The sequence below is a fragment of the Mucilaginibacter sp. UYCu711 genome (assembly GCF_050433825.1).
In the GTDB taxonomy this organism is placed as follows: domain Bacteria; phylum Bacteroidota; class Bacteroidia; order Sphingobacteriales; family Sphingobacteriaceae; genus Mucilaginibacter.
Window position 1 is genome coordinate 249,183 of sequence record NZ_JBNPWM010000004.1, and the last position, 14,642, is coordinate 263,824.

The following is a 14,642-nucleotide window of genomic DNA, read 5'->3' on the forward strand; positions in this document are numbered from 1 at the left end:
AGGTGTAACACCTGGCACACCTGATACAGCTGACACACCTGACACAGCATAGGATATTCAACATTACCGTATAATCATGAGGTCGATAACCATTATTCAATTATTTATCCTGGCGACGTTGCAATGCGCAGCCCAAAAGTATGTACCCAGCACTACTACCCTTAACAAAAAGGTAATGTTTGGCTACCAGGGCTGGCACGCTACGCCGAATGATGGATCGAACAATAACGTTTGGCGGCATTGGTTTGGCGGCCGTGTGCCCGAAGCTAAAAACGCCAACTTTGATGTATGGCCCGATATGCGCGAATACCCGGCCGATGTAACCGAAGCCACCAACATGACCTACCCTGATGGTTCGCCGGCTAAACTGTACTCGGCTTACAAGTATGGCGCGGTTGATTTGCATTTTAAATGGATGATGGAGCATGACCTGGACGGCGTTTTCGAGCAGCGTTTTGTTACCGATATTAAAGGACGCGGTGGTGCCCGTCATTTTAACCAGGTGGTGCGCAATGTTAAACAAGCCAGCGAAAAATATAAACGTGTATACTGTATCATGTATGATATATCAGGCGCGGGGCCAAACTGGAAAAAGGACCTGATGGCCGACTGGATGTACCTCGTCGACTCGCTAAAAGTAACCACCGGTAAATCATACCTGCACCATAATGGTAAGCCGCTGCTATCTATCTGGGGGTTGGGGTTTGACCATACCCAATTTGCTACCGTTGCACAGTCGGATTCATTGCTGGACTGGTTCCATAAAAACGCGCCTAAAAAATACCAGGCTACCATAATGGGTGGCATCAATGATACCTGGCTTACCCATACCGACGAGTGGAAAGCCGTTTATAATAAAATGGATATTATCAGCCCATGGGCCGTTGGCCGTTTTGGTGATGACCGGGGCGCTGATAAATTCCGCGACCGTACTGTGATCCCCGACAAAGCTTATTGCGATGCGCATAAAATTGATTACCTGCCGGTGATCTTCCCGGGTTTTTCATGGTATAATTTAAGGCGGGGCAAGAGCCTGTTTAACCAGATCCCGCGTCGTGGCGGTGAGTTTTACTGGCATCAATCCTACAATGTTATCAATGCTGGGGTAAACATGGTTTACATTGCCATGTATGATGAGGTTGACGAAGGTACCGCCATGTACAAAGCCGCCCCAACTGCTGCCGAACGCCCGGTTAATGAGAAGTTTTTGTCGTTAGATCAGGACGGGTTGTCGCTGCCGTCAGATTGGTATCTGCAGTTGGCGCAGGCAACCAGTAATGTGTTGAGGGGTAAGGCTAAGAATGAGGCGACGCTGCCGGTGGGGTTGAAGAAATAAAAATTCAATAGGGTTTATATGAATAAAACTCGGATGGTAAGGTTATTTGTACGAATCATAGAGCCATCGGCTCGACACATTTTGTAACAACGGGTTTCAACCCGTTGACAGCACCAACCCCAAATATCAAAGTGCCGTAGGCACGATCCATATTATATGCGCCGTGCCTACGGCACTCGTTTATATCCTTTTTTGATTTCACCGGGTTGAAACCCGGCGCTACAATATTGGCCGAGGCTACGCCTCTGGTTAGGTAGGTCTGTTTGTTTAATCCTGCCAAAACATTAATTCAATATTATGCTTAAACGCTTAACCAGCTATAGAATAAAAGAGCCATCGGCTCGACACATTTTGTAACAACGGGTTTCAACCGTTGACAGCACCAAACTCACATACCGAGTGCCGTAGGCACGATCCATATTATATGCGCCGTGCCTACGGCACTCGTTTTTCACCTTTACATTTTCACCGGGTTGAAACCCGGCGCTACAATATTGGTCGAGGCTACGCCTCTGATTAGGTAGGTCTGTTTGTTTAATCCTGCCAAAACATTATTCAATATTATGCTTAAACGCTTAACCAGCTGTAGAATAAAAGAGCCATCGGCTCGGTCCATTTTGTAACAACGGGTTTCAACCCGTTGACAGCACTAACCCAACATACCGAGTGCCGTAGGTACGACCCATATTATATGCGCCGTACCTACGGCACTCATTTTCTTCTGTTTTTAATTTCCCCCGGGTTGAAACCCGGGGCTACAAGATTGGCCGTGGCTACGCCACTATTGGGTATATCTTGCATCAATCCTGCCAATACATCAATTCGATATCATGCTGGATCTCAAAAGGCAGATCATCTTTAATAACATGCACGGTGATTTTTTTCTCCCCCTTTATCCGTACGCACTTCATGATGCTTACTTTGGCTCGTTCAAAATAGTCCTTGTGTTTTTTTTGCACCGCGCTTAAATACGATACCGCAAATTCAATCTGTGTCATAACAAATCAGTTAATCAGTTATTGATCTTACATGGAAAAGCGAATATGGCTTACTACAGCCATTACAAGGGGGGATACATTGCAAATACAATGCAAGTTATTTTTAATTATTGTTTAATGCAAATTATTTTCATCATATTCTGTTCCCCAATAAACACCTTTAAACCAGCTAAACCTATTATCTATACCATATACCAAAACAGTCCCTTTTTACGGCGGGCAAACATGAAACTAATGCCCCGTTTTAACCGTTACTTTGCTGTAAACCAATTATAAAATATGGACGCTTTGTTAACCGATGTATCTGCCGGATACAGTTTTTCTTCTAATGATAACCAGGTAATGGTTGGCCAGATGGCTAAAGATTTTGCCGAAAAAAATATACGTCCCTATGTAATGGAATGGGACGAAGCACAAACCTTCCCGGTTGAACTATTTAAAAAATTAGGCGAATTGGGTATGATGGGCGTTTTGGTGCCCGAAGAATATGGCGGCTCGGGCTTCGGCTATTTCGAGTACGTTACGGTTATAGTTGAGATTGCTAAAGTATGCGGTTCTATAGGTTTGTCAGTAGCCGCGCATAACTCGCTTTGTACCGGCCATATCCTGGCATTTGGTACCGAAGAGCAAAAACATAAATGGCTGCCCAAACTGGCATCAGCCGAATGGATAGGTGCCTGGGGATTAACCGAAGCCAATACCGGGTCGGACGCGTTGGGTATGACCACAACCGCTGTGTTGGATGGCGATCATTATATCGTTAACGGATCAAAAAACTGGATCACTCACGGTAAAAGTGGCGATGTTGCGGTAGTGATGGTGCGTACCGGCGATAAAGGCGATTCGAACGGCATATCAGCCTTAGTAATTGAAAAAGGAACGCCGGGCTTTACCCATGGCAAAAAAGAAAATAAACTGGGCATGCGCGCGAGCGAAACTACCGAGCTGGTATTTGATAACTGCCGCGTACCAAAAGAAAACTTATTGGGCGCAGAAGGCGAGGGCTTTAAGCAGGCTATGAAAGTGTTGGATGGTGGCCGGATCTCTATCGCGGCGCTATCATTAGGGATTGCCAAAGGCGCTTTCCAGGCCGCAGTTGGTTATGCTAAAGAGCGCAGGCAATTTGGGCAACCGATAGCTAATTTTCAGGGGATCTCATTTAAGCTGGCCGATATGGCGACCGAAATAGAAGCAGCCGAGCTGTTAATTATGCAAGCCGCCGACTTTAAGAACCGCCACAAGCCCGTAACCAAACAATCGGCCATGGCAAAGTACTTCGCATCCGAAGTGGCAGTAAGATGCGCTACCGAAGCCGTACAGATCTTTGGCGGTTATGGTTACACCAAGGACTTCCCGGTTGAGAAATATTATCGTGATGCCAAGCTTTGTACTATTGGTGAGGGTACTTCAGAGATCCAGAAAATAGTTATCGGCAGGGAAATATTGAGATAAACACCACAAATACCAGTTGTCATCCTGAACGAAGTGAAGGATCTTGTTAAATTGACAGGTAGCCAGGCTATCTATCGCGTTTAGAAGATCCTTCACTTCGTTCAGGATGACAAACCTATTTATATACGATAAATAACTACGGCTCTACAACCGTATTGTTAACAAATACACCTTCGGCTTTGCCGGTATCAGCATTGGTAACTTTGCCTTCTAAAATGCTTTGGCCGGTTATTGCAGGATTATTACCGTGACCCAGCGGCCATTTTCCCGTAGTATCATTTACATCTATGCCGGCCAGCTGCGCGGCTTTAAGGCCAAAATCGGTACAATTATTATTACTTAAATGATATTCCAGGTGGTCATACTGTTTAGTAAGCAGCAAGATCTTTTCAAAGCGTTTTTTAGATATAAACTTGCCCAGTACTTCATCCCATTGGTGATCGGTATCGTCTTTAAAAACTGACGATGCTGTGGGTACCAGTGGCGTAGCCGATAATGGATTACGCTTTTTGGGATAGAAGCCAAAGGAGAAAGAGCTATAGGTAGAATCGGCATTATACTTTATCAGTGTTATAAAGGTATGGCCCGTATTCCCCCCAACAAATATTTTGCGCTTACCTGGCACGGGTTGTTTAACATGGAACAGCATGGCATAGGCCACAGCTTTTTTACCATCATCAAGCGCGCTGGTTATATACTTGTAACTGGTTACCGGGCTTTTTTTACTATCGAATCCCGGCGCGGAAGCCAATAAAGCCTGCCTGCTCAGTAACGAATCGTCAGTGCTGTTAATGGCCAGGTACTTGCTATTAGGTTGTTGTAAAGTGTCAGTAGCATCGCCCGGTTTTATCTTGGTTGTTTTTAAATAGCATTTCATAGCCAGCGGATACAACCGCAGTTTTGTAAAAACATTGCCTAATCTATACAAAAACTTAGTACGCGATTGGTTATAAACCACTTCATCATCACTGGTAATATTTTTTAAATAACCCATCAATTGCTTGCGTTCCTGGGGTTTACTGATGCTTACTTCTGCATTTATTAATGGCAGGGCCTCATCACTAAAAATATTTTTAGCGCGGCTAACAGGCGATGACAGTAGGGGAGCATAGGCAATATTATTTTTAACAGTACCTGTATCAGCTTTGCCGGGTTTTAGCGTGTTGGCAACGGCCAGGAAATTTAACTGGTGATTTTTGGTATACTGGGCCTTAACAGGCGAGGCATATTGCAGGATAGCGGCAAATAAAAATATTTTAAGAAGCAGCGGTTTGTAATAGTTAGCCATAAGCCCAAGATAAGGATAGCGAATGAAATTTTAATGAAGTAATAAACTATTTACGCAACAAAATAATATCCGCTGTAGCGCAGCGTCTTCATCGAAACAAATATAGCAGATTTTACTTAGTCTACATTTTTGATAGACTTTTTTTACCGTGCGGCAGTTTACACCATCGTCCTGAAAGTTAAATTAACCCTGGGCGCAGCTATCTTTTTTGATTTTGGCAGGCTGTGCAGCCAGTTACTTTGTGTTGCGCCTTTCATTACCAATAAGCTGCCATTCTCTAATATCAGCGCTACCGGGTGTTTGCTAACGCGATGTTTGAGCGCGAATTTGCGTTCGGCGCCAAAGCTTAGGGATGCTATCGACGTATCTTTCCCTAACGATTTTTCGTCGTCGCTGTGCCAGGCCATACCCTCGTTGCCGTCATGGTATAAATTAAGGAGGCATGAGTTATATTTCTCGCCGGTTAGGTGTTCAACCAGGGCTTTAAGCTCCAGTAAATCTTTGGTCCAGCCAAGCGCCTGCTTGGTAGTGTTTGAGTAGGTATAGCTATACCCGTCATCGCCATACCAGGCTACTTTGCGTTTAGTGATAATGTGCCGGCCAAATATTACCGCTTCGTCGTTTTTCCATTGGATAGTGTTAAGTAAAATATCCAGGTAATTATTGGCTTTTGCAGTACCCAGCACTTTGCCGTAGTAATTAACTATGCCATCATAAGGCAATAGGTTAGTGGTATTATCTGTATTAAATAGTTCCATTAGTTTGTTTCCATTGTTTGTATTGCTCAGGCATACAATTGCCGCAAGGCCGGTAGCCCGCGGCAATAGCTTCCTGCTGGTTTGTAAAAAACACCCTGTTCTCTGTTTTCATCCGCTTGCCCGAACCACAGTTAAGCAGGCCGTAGATCTTATTTTTACGGTAGCCGCCTAAAGTTATTTTACCGTTGGCAATAAGTGTCTGTAAAACACGGAAACGGGTGAAGGGTTTATTACCCATATCGGTATGGTTAATCATATAAATATTGTTTCACCCTCTACTAAAATATTCCTTATATAATTAATTGAAAATAAGATATTTACCTGTATTTTACTCATAAAATTACTGACGCAAAAGTTGTTTCATTTTGTTTCACCGCTTTTTTGCAAATGAATTATTATCAGGCAGTTAAGTCGGAATGGTGTTTCATTTGTTTCACATTCTCGTGAAACAAAACAAGTCGATTATACGGCTGCAAATGCCTTCGACGCTTCCCAGCCTATCATGGCGTTTTTACGCTGGCTACCCCAGTGGTATTGTCCCGTTTCGCCGGTTGATTTGATCACCCTGTGGCAGGGGATCAAAAATGCAACCGGGTTATCACCCACCGCCGAACCAACTGCGCGGCTTGCGTTAGGGTTTTGCAGGCTGCCCGCCAAACTGCCATAAGTAACCAGGCCGCCCATTGGCACTTTTAAAAGCGTTTCCCAAACTTTGAGCTGGAAGGGTGTACCTTTAAGGTGAAGCTTAATATCGCTTAGCTTGCTCCAGTCCTGCGTGAAGATGAACATAGCATTCTGCTGTATGGTATCTAAAAACTGGTGGTAGGTAGCGTTAGGGAAATGCTTTTGCAGCTCGGCAAAGGCGGTGTCGTTATCGGTATCAACAAAAGCCATATAACAAATGCCCTTGTCGGTTGATGCTACTAACAGCGTACCAAACGGGCTTTCGGCAAAGCTGTAGTTAATGGTTAGCTGTTCGCCGCCATTCTTGTATTCGCCGGGTGTCATGCCTTCTATTTTTATAAAAAGGTCGTGCAGGCGGCCGGTGCCCGACAGGCCTGTCTCAAAAGCGGTGTCAAACAACGATGCCTGTTTATCTTTTAAAATAGATTTGGCGTGCTCAATGCTCAGATACTGTAAAAATTGCTTGGGTGTTACGCCCGCCCAATCCTTAAACATACGTTGAAAGTGGAATGGGCTTAGATGTACGTGCGCTGCGGCTTCATCTAAAGTAGGCTGGCGCTTGTGGTTAAGCCTTAAAAATTCAATAGCTTCAGCTATCCGGTTGTAATCAATTTCGTTCTGCGTTTCCATGATGTTTATCATTTATTGATACAAATGTACCGGCTTGCAGAACGGCGTGAAACCCGTTTCTTGCGGAGTTTACAAAGCTAACGTATCATCCATAGGTATGCTGAACCAAAAGTTACTGCCACCGCCAACTTCGCTATCCACACCAATCTTTCCGTTGTGGCGGGTAATGATCTCTGAGCTTATATACAATCCTAAACCCAGGCCGGAGAACTGGTGGCCAAATGAATCGACTCTATAATAACGATCGAACAAATGCGGCAGCTTTTGCGGGTTGATGCCAATGCCAAAATCGCGTACACAAACGGTGGCGCGCTCATCGTCATGCATAACCGTTATCTCTATCCGTTTTGAGGACGGCGAGTATTTAATGGCATTGCCTATAAGGTTGATCATCACCTGGTCGATCCGGCGGTAATCAGCATAGATCATCAGCTCCTCGTCGCCCATAAAAACAAACTCATAGTCGTTGGTAGGGTTAATGTGTTCGGTACAATCGCGTATCAGTTCAACTATGTCAAACCGGTTTATGTTTAGCGCCAGCTGGCCCTGTTGGATCTTGGTAACGTTAAGCAAATCGTCTAACAGGTGTACCAGCTTACTTAAGTTGTTGCTTGCCTTGTTAACAAACATGGGCACCTTGTCAGATGCAGGGTCTGTTTTAACCAGCTTCTGCAGGATCTGCATCGAGGCGCTAAGCGATGTAATAGGTGTCTTTAACTCATGGCTTGCCACGCTGATAAATTCATCCTTGCGCACCTGCAGTTGGAACGCTTCGGTAACATCCTGTAGTATACCACTAAACTGGTATACGTTCCCTTCGCTATCAAACAACGCTCTGCCTTTAGCTTCAACAATACGCCGGGCGCCATCCTTTAGATTTTGAATAGTATAAATAACATTATAACTGCCATCCGACCCTTTAGCCATGGCTTTTGCGATAGTCTCGTTTACACGTTCGCGGTCTTCCTCAACCATCGCAGCAACAGCGCTTTCTAATGCAATTTCTGTATCATAAGGTAAACCAAACCAATCTTTTAAACGATCATTACCTATAAACTTTAAGGTCTTCGGGTTAAGGTCCCAGGTACCCAGATCAGCGGCTTCGATGGCAAACTCAAGTTCGTTTTTAGCGCTTTCAAGGTTATTGAATGATTGTACCTGTTGGGTAGTTTCGTTACAGATCACCAGTACGCCCCCGGGATTACCGGTTTCATCCAATACTTTACTATAGCTAAATGTCCAGTAAACGTCCTCCAGCTTATTGTTGCGGTAGATAGGTATGAGCTGGTTTTCGCTCCAGGTTGATTCGCCCCCGCTCATTACCTGGTCTATCAATGGTTTAATAACCGGCCATATTTCGGGCCAGCAATCTGCACCGCGTTGGCCCAGCGCTTTGGGATGCTTGCCGTTTTGGCCCATACTGGGGCGATAGGCATCATTATAAAATTGTATTAACTCCGGTCCCCACCATAAAAACATAGGGAAGCGCGAGTTTAATATAATGCTGATTGTAGTTAATAAGCTTTGCGACCAGTTATTTGGGCTGCCCAAAACGGTTTTGCTCCAATCAAACTCGCGGGTAAGTTGCCCCATTTCGCCGCCACCTTGTAAGTAATTATTGTGCGATGTTTGGGTACCGGTAGCTGTATTCATTTAATTAATTAGATAGACTGGATTTTACGAAGTTAAATATAGGTAGTTTAAACATAACTGGGATGAAAAAGTTTGGGTGCGGGGACATTGGAATTAATTGTAATTTAGGGTTGCCTAATCCCATAATATGAAATATTTAATTGCTATTGTTTTTGTTTGTCTTTCAGCCAAGCTTGCTAGTGCTCAAAATAGTAAAAAAGTTCCTTCCTTTATTAATGAAGTATTAAAGGCAAAAAGTTCTGCTGATAGTATTGAAATGGAAGCCTTTTTGACTTCGAGAGGTATGAATTATCGGCATGCACTACCGACACCTAAGTTTGCTTATGAAGACAGTGTTAGCAAAGGAGCTATAAATTTAATGCGCGAGGCGATGAAGGTTTATAAAGCGGGAGTGTTTTATGGGATGAGTCAAAATGCTCTTAATGATGATAACAAAAAAATTTTAATACCTATGCCGCAACCAAAGTACAGGGGCAACCAAAAGGCTGTCTCCGAAAAAGGAAAACCTATGATAGACACATTAATTCTCTCACAAAATGAAATGCTGTTTATTCAAAATGAATTGAAAAAGATGGCAGTTTATAAATGGCCCGAACATATAATTAACGGCGCTGAGTTAATTCCAACTGATAAAGTAAATAAGATTTTTGCCGATAATATATTTAAGGGATGGGCTTATTTAAAAGCTAGGCATATAGACAGGCTTTACAGTTTTGCACCACCAATTTTTTTACGCAACGATACTTATTGCTTGTTTTACTACGGGTACGGTTGTGGGGATCTTTGCGGAGAAGGAGAATTTGCCCTTTACAAAAAGGAACAAGGCAAGTGGGTGAAAATTATGTCGCTAAGATCATGGTTAAGTTAATGCTAATAATTATCAAAAAAACCTGTTTGTAAATCAAAACATTATCCCTACATTTGCCGTCCCTGAAAGGAGGTATTTTGGAATTATGATCATAATCAACGTTAAAGAAGGCGAATCATTAGACAAAGCGTTAAAACGCTTTAAGAAGAAATTTGAAAAAACTGGTGTTTTACGCGAACTGCGCAGTCGTCAGGCATTCGAAAAGAAATCTGTATCTCGTCGTCACGAGATCAAACATGCCATCTACAAGCAAAACATGAACCTTGAAACAACTGTTTAATTCTTTGTAAAAAGAATTTTAAGTTTTTCTTGTAAACATATATAAAACTATTTGTACATTCATTCTATCCGGATGTGCAAGTAGTTTTTATGTTTTTAGCCCGATTCATTCAATATATTAAATTCGAAAAACGGTACTCTCCGCATACTGTATCTGCTTACCAGTCAGACCTTGATCAGTTTATTAGTTTCCTTAACCACCCTGATCAAACAATAACACATCCACAGGAAATTTCGCACTATCTTATCCGTAACTGGATGGTTGAGCTCATGAACCAGGGGTTATCCGCGCGTTCCATAAACCGTAAAATTGCCACGCTGCGCAAATACTTTAAGTTTTTAGTGCAGGAGGGGGTATTGACCATTAACCCGGCATCAAAAATAAACACACCTAAAATACCCAAAAACCTGCCTGTTGTTGTTGAAGACGCGCGCCTTACCCAGATGCTGGATAACGGCGAGGTGTTTACCGACGACTTTAAAGGCACCCGCGATAAACTGATCATTGAGATGTTGTTTGGCACCGGCATGCGCCTGTCCGAATTATTAGGTATTAAAGATACCGATATTAACGCTTATGAGGGTACAGTAAAGGTTTTGGGCAAGCGCAATAAGGAGCGGATAATACCGCTAAACCAGGAACTGCGTTTGTTGCTACTGAAATACAACGAGTTAAAGAAAAGTGAAAATTTTGGTAACAATTCATTAACATTGATCGTTACTGATAAAGGGGCTAATGCATATCCGAAGCTTATATATTTAACTGTGCACAAATATTTATCTAACATATCAACCCAAAATAAAAGAAGTCCCCACGTGTTGAGGCACACCTTTGCAACCAGCCTGCTAAATGCAGGTGCCGATTTAAATGCGATAAAAGAATTACTGGGCCATGCCAACTTAAGCGCTACCCAAATTTATACGCATAACTCTGTCGAAAGATTAAAATCAATTTACAAACTCGCCCATCCAAAGGCATAAAAAGGAGGAACCATGAAAATTACAGTGCAATCAATTCATTTTACTGCAGACAAAGGATTATTAGAATTTATACAGAAGAAAGCAGATAAGCTGGAAACCTTTTATGATAACATTATAAACGGCGAAGTTTATTTAAAGCTTGAAAACGTAGAAAACGAGGCAAATAAAATAGCCGAAATTAAACTGCAGTTACCGGGCAACCAAATTTTTGCGAAGGAGCAATGTAAAACTTTCGAAGAAGCCACCGATTTGGCTATCGAGAGCCTGCGCAAACAAATTGCGAAGCATAAAAAACGGAAAGAGATTGCGGCTCAAGAGGTTAAAAAGGCTGTGTTGGCCTCGACCGAAGAGGAATTTTAATATTTAAAACCCATTATATTTTTTAAGATCGACGGCTAAAATGGTCGTCGATTTTTTTGTGCGTTTATTTCCTCGGTTTGGGACATATGAAAGTAAAGCGTTTGGACCGGTCGTGGCAAGTGCTTTATAAACGCTTTAAGAAGACTGTAAAGGAATTAAAACTATTTTAAGCAAGCAAAATCAAGCGCTACTGGGCCAATGAGTTCTTAAAATAACTTTAATTTTTTGTTAATTTTCTAATTGTTTACCACCTTTCTCGCTGTAAATCAGCCATAAAAAATCCATAAAATTTGCCCTGAAAAAGTCATTAAGTTTTTTTTGATAAAAAATTTTGTACAGCGTTATTTATTTGTAAATTTGCAATCCCTTTCGGAGAGGTGTGTAACGCACTTCTTCAACAAAAGGGAATGGTTCTTTAAAATAAAAAATAATATAACCTTGTAAATAGCCGCAGCATTTTTGCGGCTAGGTCTTGAACGATCTGTTTGATCAGCAGTACTATCAGGTATATAAGCCTCCTTAGCTCAGCTGGTAGAGCGACTGACTTGTAATCAGTAGGTCATTGGTTCGATCCCGATAGGAGGCTCTGTTAAATTAATGATTTAACGAATTATTGAATTATTGATTTAATTCAGCAATTCAATAATTAAGAAACTCAATAATTAAACAAATGGGGGGATACCAGAGCGGTCAAATGGGACGGACTGTAAATCCGTTGCTTCGGCTACGAAGGTTCGAATCCTTCTCCCCCCACAGGGAATGATTGATTGAATTAATGAATTATTGAAATTTAAAACTTCAGTAAGTCAATAATTCAGTCATTCATTAATTTTAAGCGGAAGTAGCTCAGTTGGTAGAGCGATAGCCTTCCAAGCTATAGGTCGAGAGTTCGAACCTCTTCTTCCGCTCTTGGAGGCTCATTAGTTGATACAGCAAATGAGCTAACAAATTAGCCGACGTAGCTCAGGGGTAGAGCACTTCCTTGGTAAGGAAGAGGTCATGGGTTCAAATCCCATTGTTGGCTCAACGTAGTAACGAATACATTAAATAAGAATATAAATTAACCTACAAATAATAAATAAATCATGGCAAAAGAAAAGTTTGACCGCAGTAAACCGCACTTAAACATCGGTACAATCGGTCACGTTGACCACGGCAAAACAACCCTTACCGCAGCTATCACGAAAGTGTTATCTGATGCAGGTTTATCAGAAGCCCGTTCATTTGAATCAATTGACTCAGCTCCTGAAGAAAAAGAACGTGGTATTACAATTAACACAGCGCACGTTGAGTATTCAACTGCTAACCGTCACTATGCTCACGTTGACTGTCCAGGTCACGCGGATTATGTGAAAAACATGGTTACAGGTGCTGCTCAAATGGACGGTGCAATAATCGTTGTTGCTGCAACTGACGGCCCAATGCCTCAGACCCGCGAGCACATCCTGTTAGCACGTCAGGTAGGTGTACCTTCATTGGTTGTGTTTATGAACAAAGTTGACATGGTTGACGATCCGGAATTGTTAGAATTAGTAGAGATGGAAATCCGTGAGTTACTTTCATTCTATGATTTCCCTGGTGATGATATCCCTGTTATCCAAGGTTCTGCTTTGGGTGGCTTAAATGCTGATCCGAAATGGGTTGGAAAAATTATGGAATTGATGGACGCTGTTGACAGCTATATCCCAATTCCTCCGCGTTTAACTGAGCTTCCTTTCTTGATGCCTGTTGAGGACGTATTTTCGATCACTGGTCGTGGTACTGTTGCAACCGGTCGTATTGAGCGTGGTGTAATCAACTCAGGTGAGCAAGTAGATATATTAGGTATGGGTGCTGAGAACTTAAAATCAACCGTAACAGGTGTTGAGATGTTCCGCAAGATCCTTGACCGTGGCGAAGCTGGTGACAACGTAGGTTTATTATTACGTGGTATTGAAAAAACTGATATCCGTCGTGGTATGGTTATTTGCAAACCAGGTTCAGTAAACCCACACACTGATTTCAAAGCAGAAGTTTACGTATTATCAAAAGCAGAAGGTGGACGTCACACTCCATTCTTTAACAAATACCGTCCGCAATTCTATTTCCGTACAACAGACGTTACAGGTGAAATTACCTTAGCTGAAGGTGTAGAAATGGTTATGCCAGGTGATAACGTTACCATCACTGTTAAGTTGATCAACGCTATCGCAATGGAAAAAGGCTTACGTTTCGCTATCCGTGAAGGTGGCAGAACAGTAGGTGCTGGCCAGGTAACTGAAATTTTAAAATAATTTCAATCGCTTAAAAGCGAAGCATAACGGTTAATTTTTATGTAAAGTACCAGGACATTTTGTCTTGGTACTTTATCAATATTATAAAGTTCCTTCGGGGATTAAGGGTTTACACGGGAATAGTTCAACGGTAGAATAGAGGTCTCCAAAACCTTTGATCAGGGTTCGAATCCTTGTTCCCGTGCATAATAGCAAATAACTAAGAATGGCTAACGTATCTGAATATATTAAAGAGTCTTATATCGAGTTGACCCAGAAAGTAACCTGGCCAACCTGGCGCGAATTACAAAGCAGCGCGGTTTTGGTACTGATAGCGGCAATTATTATAGCCATGCTGATATTTGGTATGGATCAGGTAATAGGCCTTCTGCTTAATAAATTTTATAGTTCACTTTAATATATACAAATAAAATGAGTGATCAGTTAAAATGGTACGTTGTACGTGCAATAAGCGGTAAAGAGAAAAAAGTTAAGCAATACGTTGATGCTGAGATTGCCCGCTTAGGTATTACCCATTTGGTACCACAGGTATTAATACCTACCGAGAAATATTACCAGATGCGCGACGGGAAGAAGATAGCTAAAGAGCGTAACTACTTTCCGGGCTACGTGTTAATGGAAGCTGTTTTAGATGGCGAGTTGGAACACATTATAAAAAATGTCAACAGCGTTATCGGTTTCCTGGGCGATAAACAAGGTAATGCAATCCCTTTGCGCCAGGCGGAAGTTAACCGTATTTTAGGTAAGGTTGATGAGATGAGCGCGCAAGGCGAAACCATGAATGTTCCATATTACGTTGGCGAAAACGTTAAAGTAATGGACGGGCCGTTCAACGGATTTAGCGGGGTGATTGAAGAGGTTAACGAAGAGAAAAAGAAATTGAAAGTAATGGTAAAGATATTCGGCCGCCGTACGCCGCTTGAATTGAATTACATGCAAGTAGAGAAAGAATAATAGTATCAAGTATTTAGTAGCAAGTATCAAGGAAGAATATTTGTTGCAATTTGATATTGAAGATAATGGTACTATAGAAAGTAAGAGTCTAGATACTTGATACTGACTACTAAATACCAGACTAACAA

At 42.2% G+C, this 14,642-nt stretch carries 15 protein-coding genes and 5 tRNA genes; 14 read left to right on the top strand and 6 right to left on the bottom strand.

What is annotated here, in order from left to right:
- Positions 1 to 76 precede the first annotated feature (76 nt).
- Entirely contained in the window at positions 77 to 1,336 is a 1,260-nt protein-coding gene (locus ABIB50_RS10545) for a glycoside hydrolase family 71/99-like protein (RefSeq protein WP_429379667.1), read from the top strand.
- An 800-nt stretch (positions 1,337 to 2,136) separates the two neighbouring features.
- Here the strand turns inward: ABIB50_RS10545 and ABIB50_RS10550 are convergent.
- A complete protein-coding gene (locus tag ABIB50_RS10550; protein ID WP_429379669.1) occupies positions 2,137 to 2,334 on the bottom strand; it encodes a hypothetical protein in 198 nt (65 codons plus the stop codon).
- A 279-nt stretch (positions 2,335 to 2,613) separates the two neighbouring features.
- On the opposite strand from ABIB50_RS10550, the gene ABIB50_RS10555 reads away from it, so the two are divergent.
- Positions 2,614 to 3,786, top strand: coding sequence for an acyl-CoA dehydrogenase (locus ABIB50_RS10555; RefSeq protein WP_429379671.1), 1,173 nt, complete (start codon positions 2,614 to 2,616; stop codon positions 3,784 to 3,786).
- A gap of 136 nt (positions 3,787 to 3,922) precedes the next feature.
- Here ABIB50_RS10555 and ABIB50_RS10560 read toward each other — a convergent pair whose 3' ends face one another.
- The 5 genes from ABIB50_RS10560 to ABIB50_RS10580 form a co-directional block, all read right to left on the bottom strand.
- Positions 3,923 to 5,074, bottom strand: a complete 1,152-nt coding sequence (locus ABIB50_RS10560; RefSeq protein WP_429379673.1) for a hypothetical protein — start codon at positions 5,072 to 5,074, stop codon at positions 3,923 to 3,925.
- Between the two features lie 158 nt (positions 5,075 to 5,232).
- Positions 5,233 to 5,832 carry an alpha-ketoglutarate-dependent dioxygenase AlkB family protein gene (locus tag ABIB50_RS10565; protein WP_429379675.1) on the bottom strand — a complete coding sequence of 200 codons (600 nt, stop codon included), beginning with the start codon at positions 5,830 to 5,832 and terminating at the stop codon, positions 5,233 to 5,235.
- Complete coding sequence (locus tag ABIB50_RS10570; RefSeq protein WP_429379677.1) at positions 5,819 to 6,070, bottom strand: Ada metal-binding domain-containing protein; 252 nt, start codon at positions 6,068 to 6,070, stop codon at positions 5,819 to 5,821. The genes ABIB50_RS10565 and ABIB50_RS10570 overlap by 14 nt, the downstream gene beginning before the upstream one ends.
- Before the next feature lie 224 nt (positions 6,071 to 6,294).
- Positions 6,295 to 7,146 (bottom strand): methylated-DNA--[protein]-cysteine S-methyltransferase, encoded by an 852-nt coding sequence (locus tag ABIB50_RS10575; protein ID WP_429379679.1) that lies wholly within the window; start codon positions 7,144 to 7,146, stop codon positions 6,295 to 6,297.
- Positions 7,147 to 7,215: 69 nt separating this feature from the next.
- On the bottom strand, positions 7,216 to 8,799 hold the full coding sequence (locus ABIB50_RS10580) for an ATP-binding protein (RefSeq protein WP_429379681.1): 1,584 nt from the start codon (positions 8,797 to 8,799) through the stop codon (positions 7,216 to 7,218).
- A gap of 127 nt (positions 8,800 to 8,926) precedes the next feature.
- Between ABIB50_RS10580 and ABIB50_RS10585 the strand changes: the two genes are divergently transcribed.
- The 12 genes from ABIB50_RS10585 to nusG all read left to right on the top strand — a co-directional run bounded on the left by ABIB50_RS10585 (position 8,927) and on the right by nusG (position 14,514).
- Positions 8,927 to 9,667 carry a hypothetical protein gene (locus tag ABIB50_RS10585; RefSeq protein WP_429379683.1) on the top strand — a complete coding sequence of 247 codons (741 nt, stop codon included), beginning with the start codon at positions 8,927 to 8,929 and terminating at the stop codon, positions 9,665 to 9,667.
- A gap of 85 nt (positions 9,668 to 9,752) precedes the next feature.
- Positions 9,753 to 9,947: a 30S ribosomal protein S21 gene (gene rpsU, locus ABIB50_RS10590; protein WP_144248316.1), complete on the top strand. Its 195-nt coding sequence runs from the start codon at positions 9,753 to 9,755 to the stop codon at positions 9,945 to 9,947.
- Positions 9,948 to 10,036: 89 nt separating this feature from the next.
- Complete coding sequence (locus tag ABIB50_RS10595) at positions 10,037 to 10,927, top strand: tyrosine-type recombinase/integrase (protein ID WP_429379685.1); 891 nt, start codon at positions 10,037 to 10,039, stop codon at positions 10,925 to 10,927.
- 12 nt (positions 10,928 to 10,939) lie between these two features.
- Entirely contained in the window at positions 10,940 to 11,287 is a 348-nt protein-coding gene (gene hpf, locus ABIB50_RS10600; RefSeq protein WP_429379687.1) for a ribosome hibernation-promoting factor, HPF/YfiA family, read from the top strand.
- A gap of 513 nt (positions 11,288 to 11,800) precedes the next feature.
- Positions 11,801 to 11,873: transfer RNA gene (locus tag ABIB50_RS10605), tRNA-Thr, on the top strand.
- Between the two features lie 86 nt (positions 11,874 to 11,959).
- Positions 11,960 to 12,040, top strand: a tRNA-Tyr gene (locus ABIB50_RS10610).
- Positions 12,041 to 12,122: 82 nt separating this feature from the next.
- Positions 12,123 to 12,195, top strand: a tRNA-Gly gene (locus tag ABIB50_RS10615).
- A 44-nt stretch (positions 12,196 to 12,239) separates the two neighbouring features.
- Positions 12,240 to 12,311 (top strand) — tRNA-Thr (locus ABIB50_RS10620).
- Positions 12,312 to 12,372: 61 nt separating this feature from the next.
- A complete protein-coding gene (gene tuf, locus ABIB50_RS10625) occupies positions 12,373 to 13,560 on the top strand; it encodes an elongation factor Tu (RefSeq protein ID WP_214071510.1) in 1,188 nt (395 codons plus the stop codon).
- Between the two features lie 113 nt (positions 13,561 to 13,673).
- Positions 13,674 to 13,744, top strand: a tRNA-Trp gene (locus ABIB50_RS10630).
- A gap of 21 nt (positions 13,745 to 13,765) precedes the next feature.
- Entirely contained in the window at positions 13,766 to 13,957 is a 192-nt protein-coding gene (gene secE, locus ABIB50_RS10635) for a preprotein translocase subunit SecE (protein ID WP_429379690.1), read from the top strand.
- Between the two features lie 14 nt (positions 13,958 to 13,971).
- Positions 13,972 to 14,514 (top strand): transcription termination/antitermination protein NusG, encoded by a 543-nt coding sequence (gene nusG / locus ABIB50_RS10640; RefSeq protein ID WP_214071512.1) that lies wholly within the window; start codon positions 13,972 to 13,974, stop codon positions 14,512 to 14,514.
- Positions 14,515 to 14,642 lie beyond the last annotated feature (128 nt).

Excerpts from the sequence above, each read along its gene's own strand:
- ABIB50_RS10545 (WP_429379667.1), top strand. The coding sequence starts at position 77 with ATGAGGTCGATAACCATTATTCAATTATTTATCCTGGCGACGTTGCAA.
- ABIB50_RS10550 (WP_429379669.1), bottom strand. The coding sequence starts at position 2,334 with ATGACACAGATTGAATTTGCGGTATCGTATTTAAGCGCGGTGCAAAAA.
- ABIB50_RS10555 (WP_429379671.1), top strand. The coding sequence starts at position 2,614 with ATGGACGCTTTGTTAACCGATGTATCTGCCGGATACAGTTTTTCTTCT.
- ABIB50_RS10560 (WP_429379673.1), bottom strand. The coding sequence starts at position 5,074 with ATGGCTAACTATTACAAACCGCTGCTTCTTAAAATATTTTTATTTGCC.
- ABIB50_RS10565 (WP_429379675.1), bottom strand. The coding sequence starts at position 5,832 with ATGGAACTATTTAATACAGATAATACCACTAACCTATTGCCTTATGAT.
- ABIB50_RS10570 (WP_429379677.1), bottom strand. The coding sequence starts at position 6,070 with ATGGGTAATAAACCCTTCACCCGTTTCCGTGTTTTACAGACACTTATT.
- ABIB50_RS10575 (WP_429379679.1), bottom strand. The coding sequence starts at position 7,146 with ATGGAAACGCAGAACGAAATTGATTACAACCGGATAGCTGAAGCTATT.
- ABIB50_RS10580 (WP_429379681.1), bottom strand. The coding sequence starts at position 8,799 with ATGAATACAGCTACCGGTACCCAAACATCGCACAATAATTACTTACAA.
- ABIB50_RS10585 (WP_429379683.1), top strand. The coding sequence starts at position 8,927 with ATGAAATATTTAATTGCTATTGTTTTTGTTTGTCTTTCAGCCAAGCTT.
- rpsU (WP_144248316.1), top strand. The coding sequence starts at position 9,753 with ATGATCATAATCAACGTTAAAGAAGGCGAATCATTAGACAAAGCGTTA.
- ABIB50_RS10595 (WP_429379685.1), top strand. The coding sequence starts at position 10,037 with ATGTTTTTAGCCCGATTCATTCAATATATTAAATTCGAAAAACGGTAC.
- hpf (WP_429379687.1), top strand. The coding sequence starts at position 10,940 with ATGAAAATTACAGTGCAATCAATTCATTTTACTGCAGACAAAGGATTA.
- tuf (WP_214071510.1), top strand. The coding sequence starts at position 12,373 with ATGGCAAAAGAAAAGTTTGACCGCAGTAAACCGCACTTAAACATCGGT.
- secE (WP_429379690.1), top strand. The coding sequence starts at position 13,766 with ATGGCTAACGTATCTGAATATATTAAAGAGTCTTATATCGAGTTGACC.
- nusG (WP_214071512.1), top strand. The coding sequence starts at position 13,972 with ATGAGTGATCAGTTAAAATGGTACGTTGTACGTGCAATAAGCGGTAAA.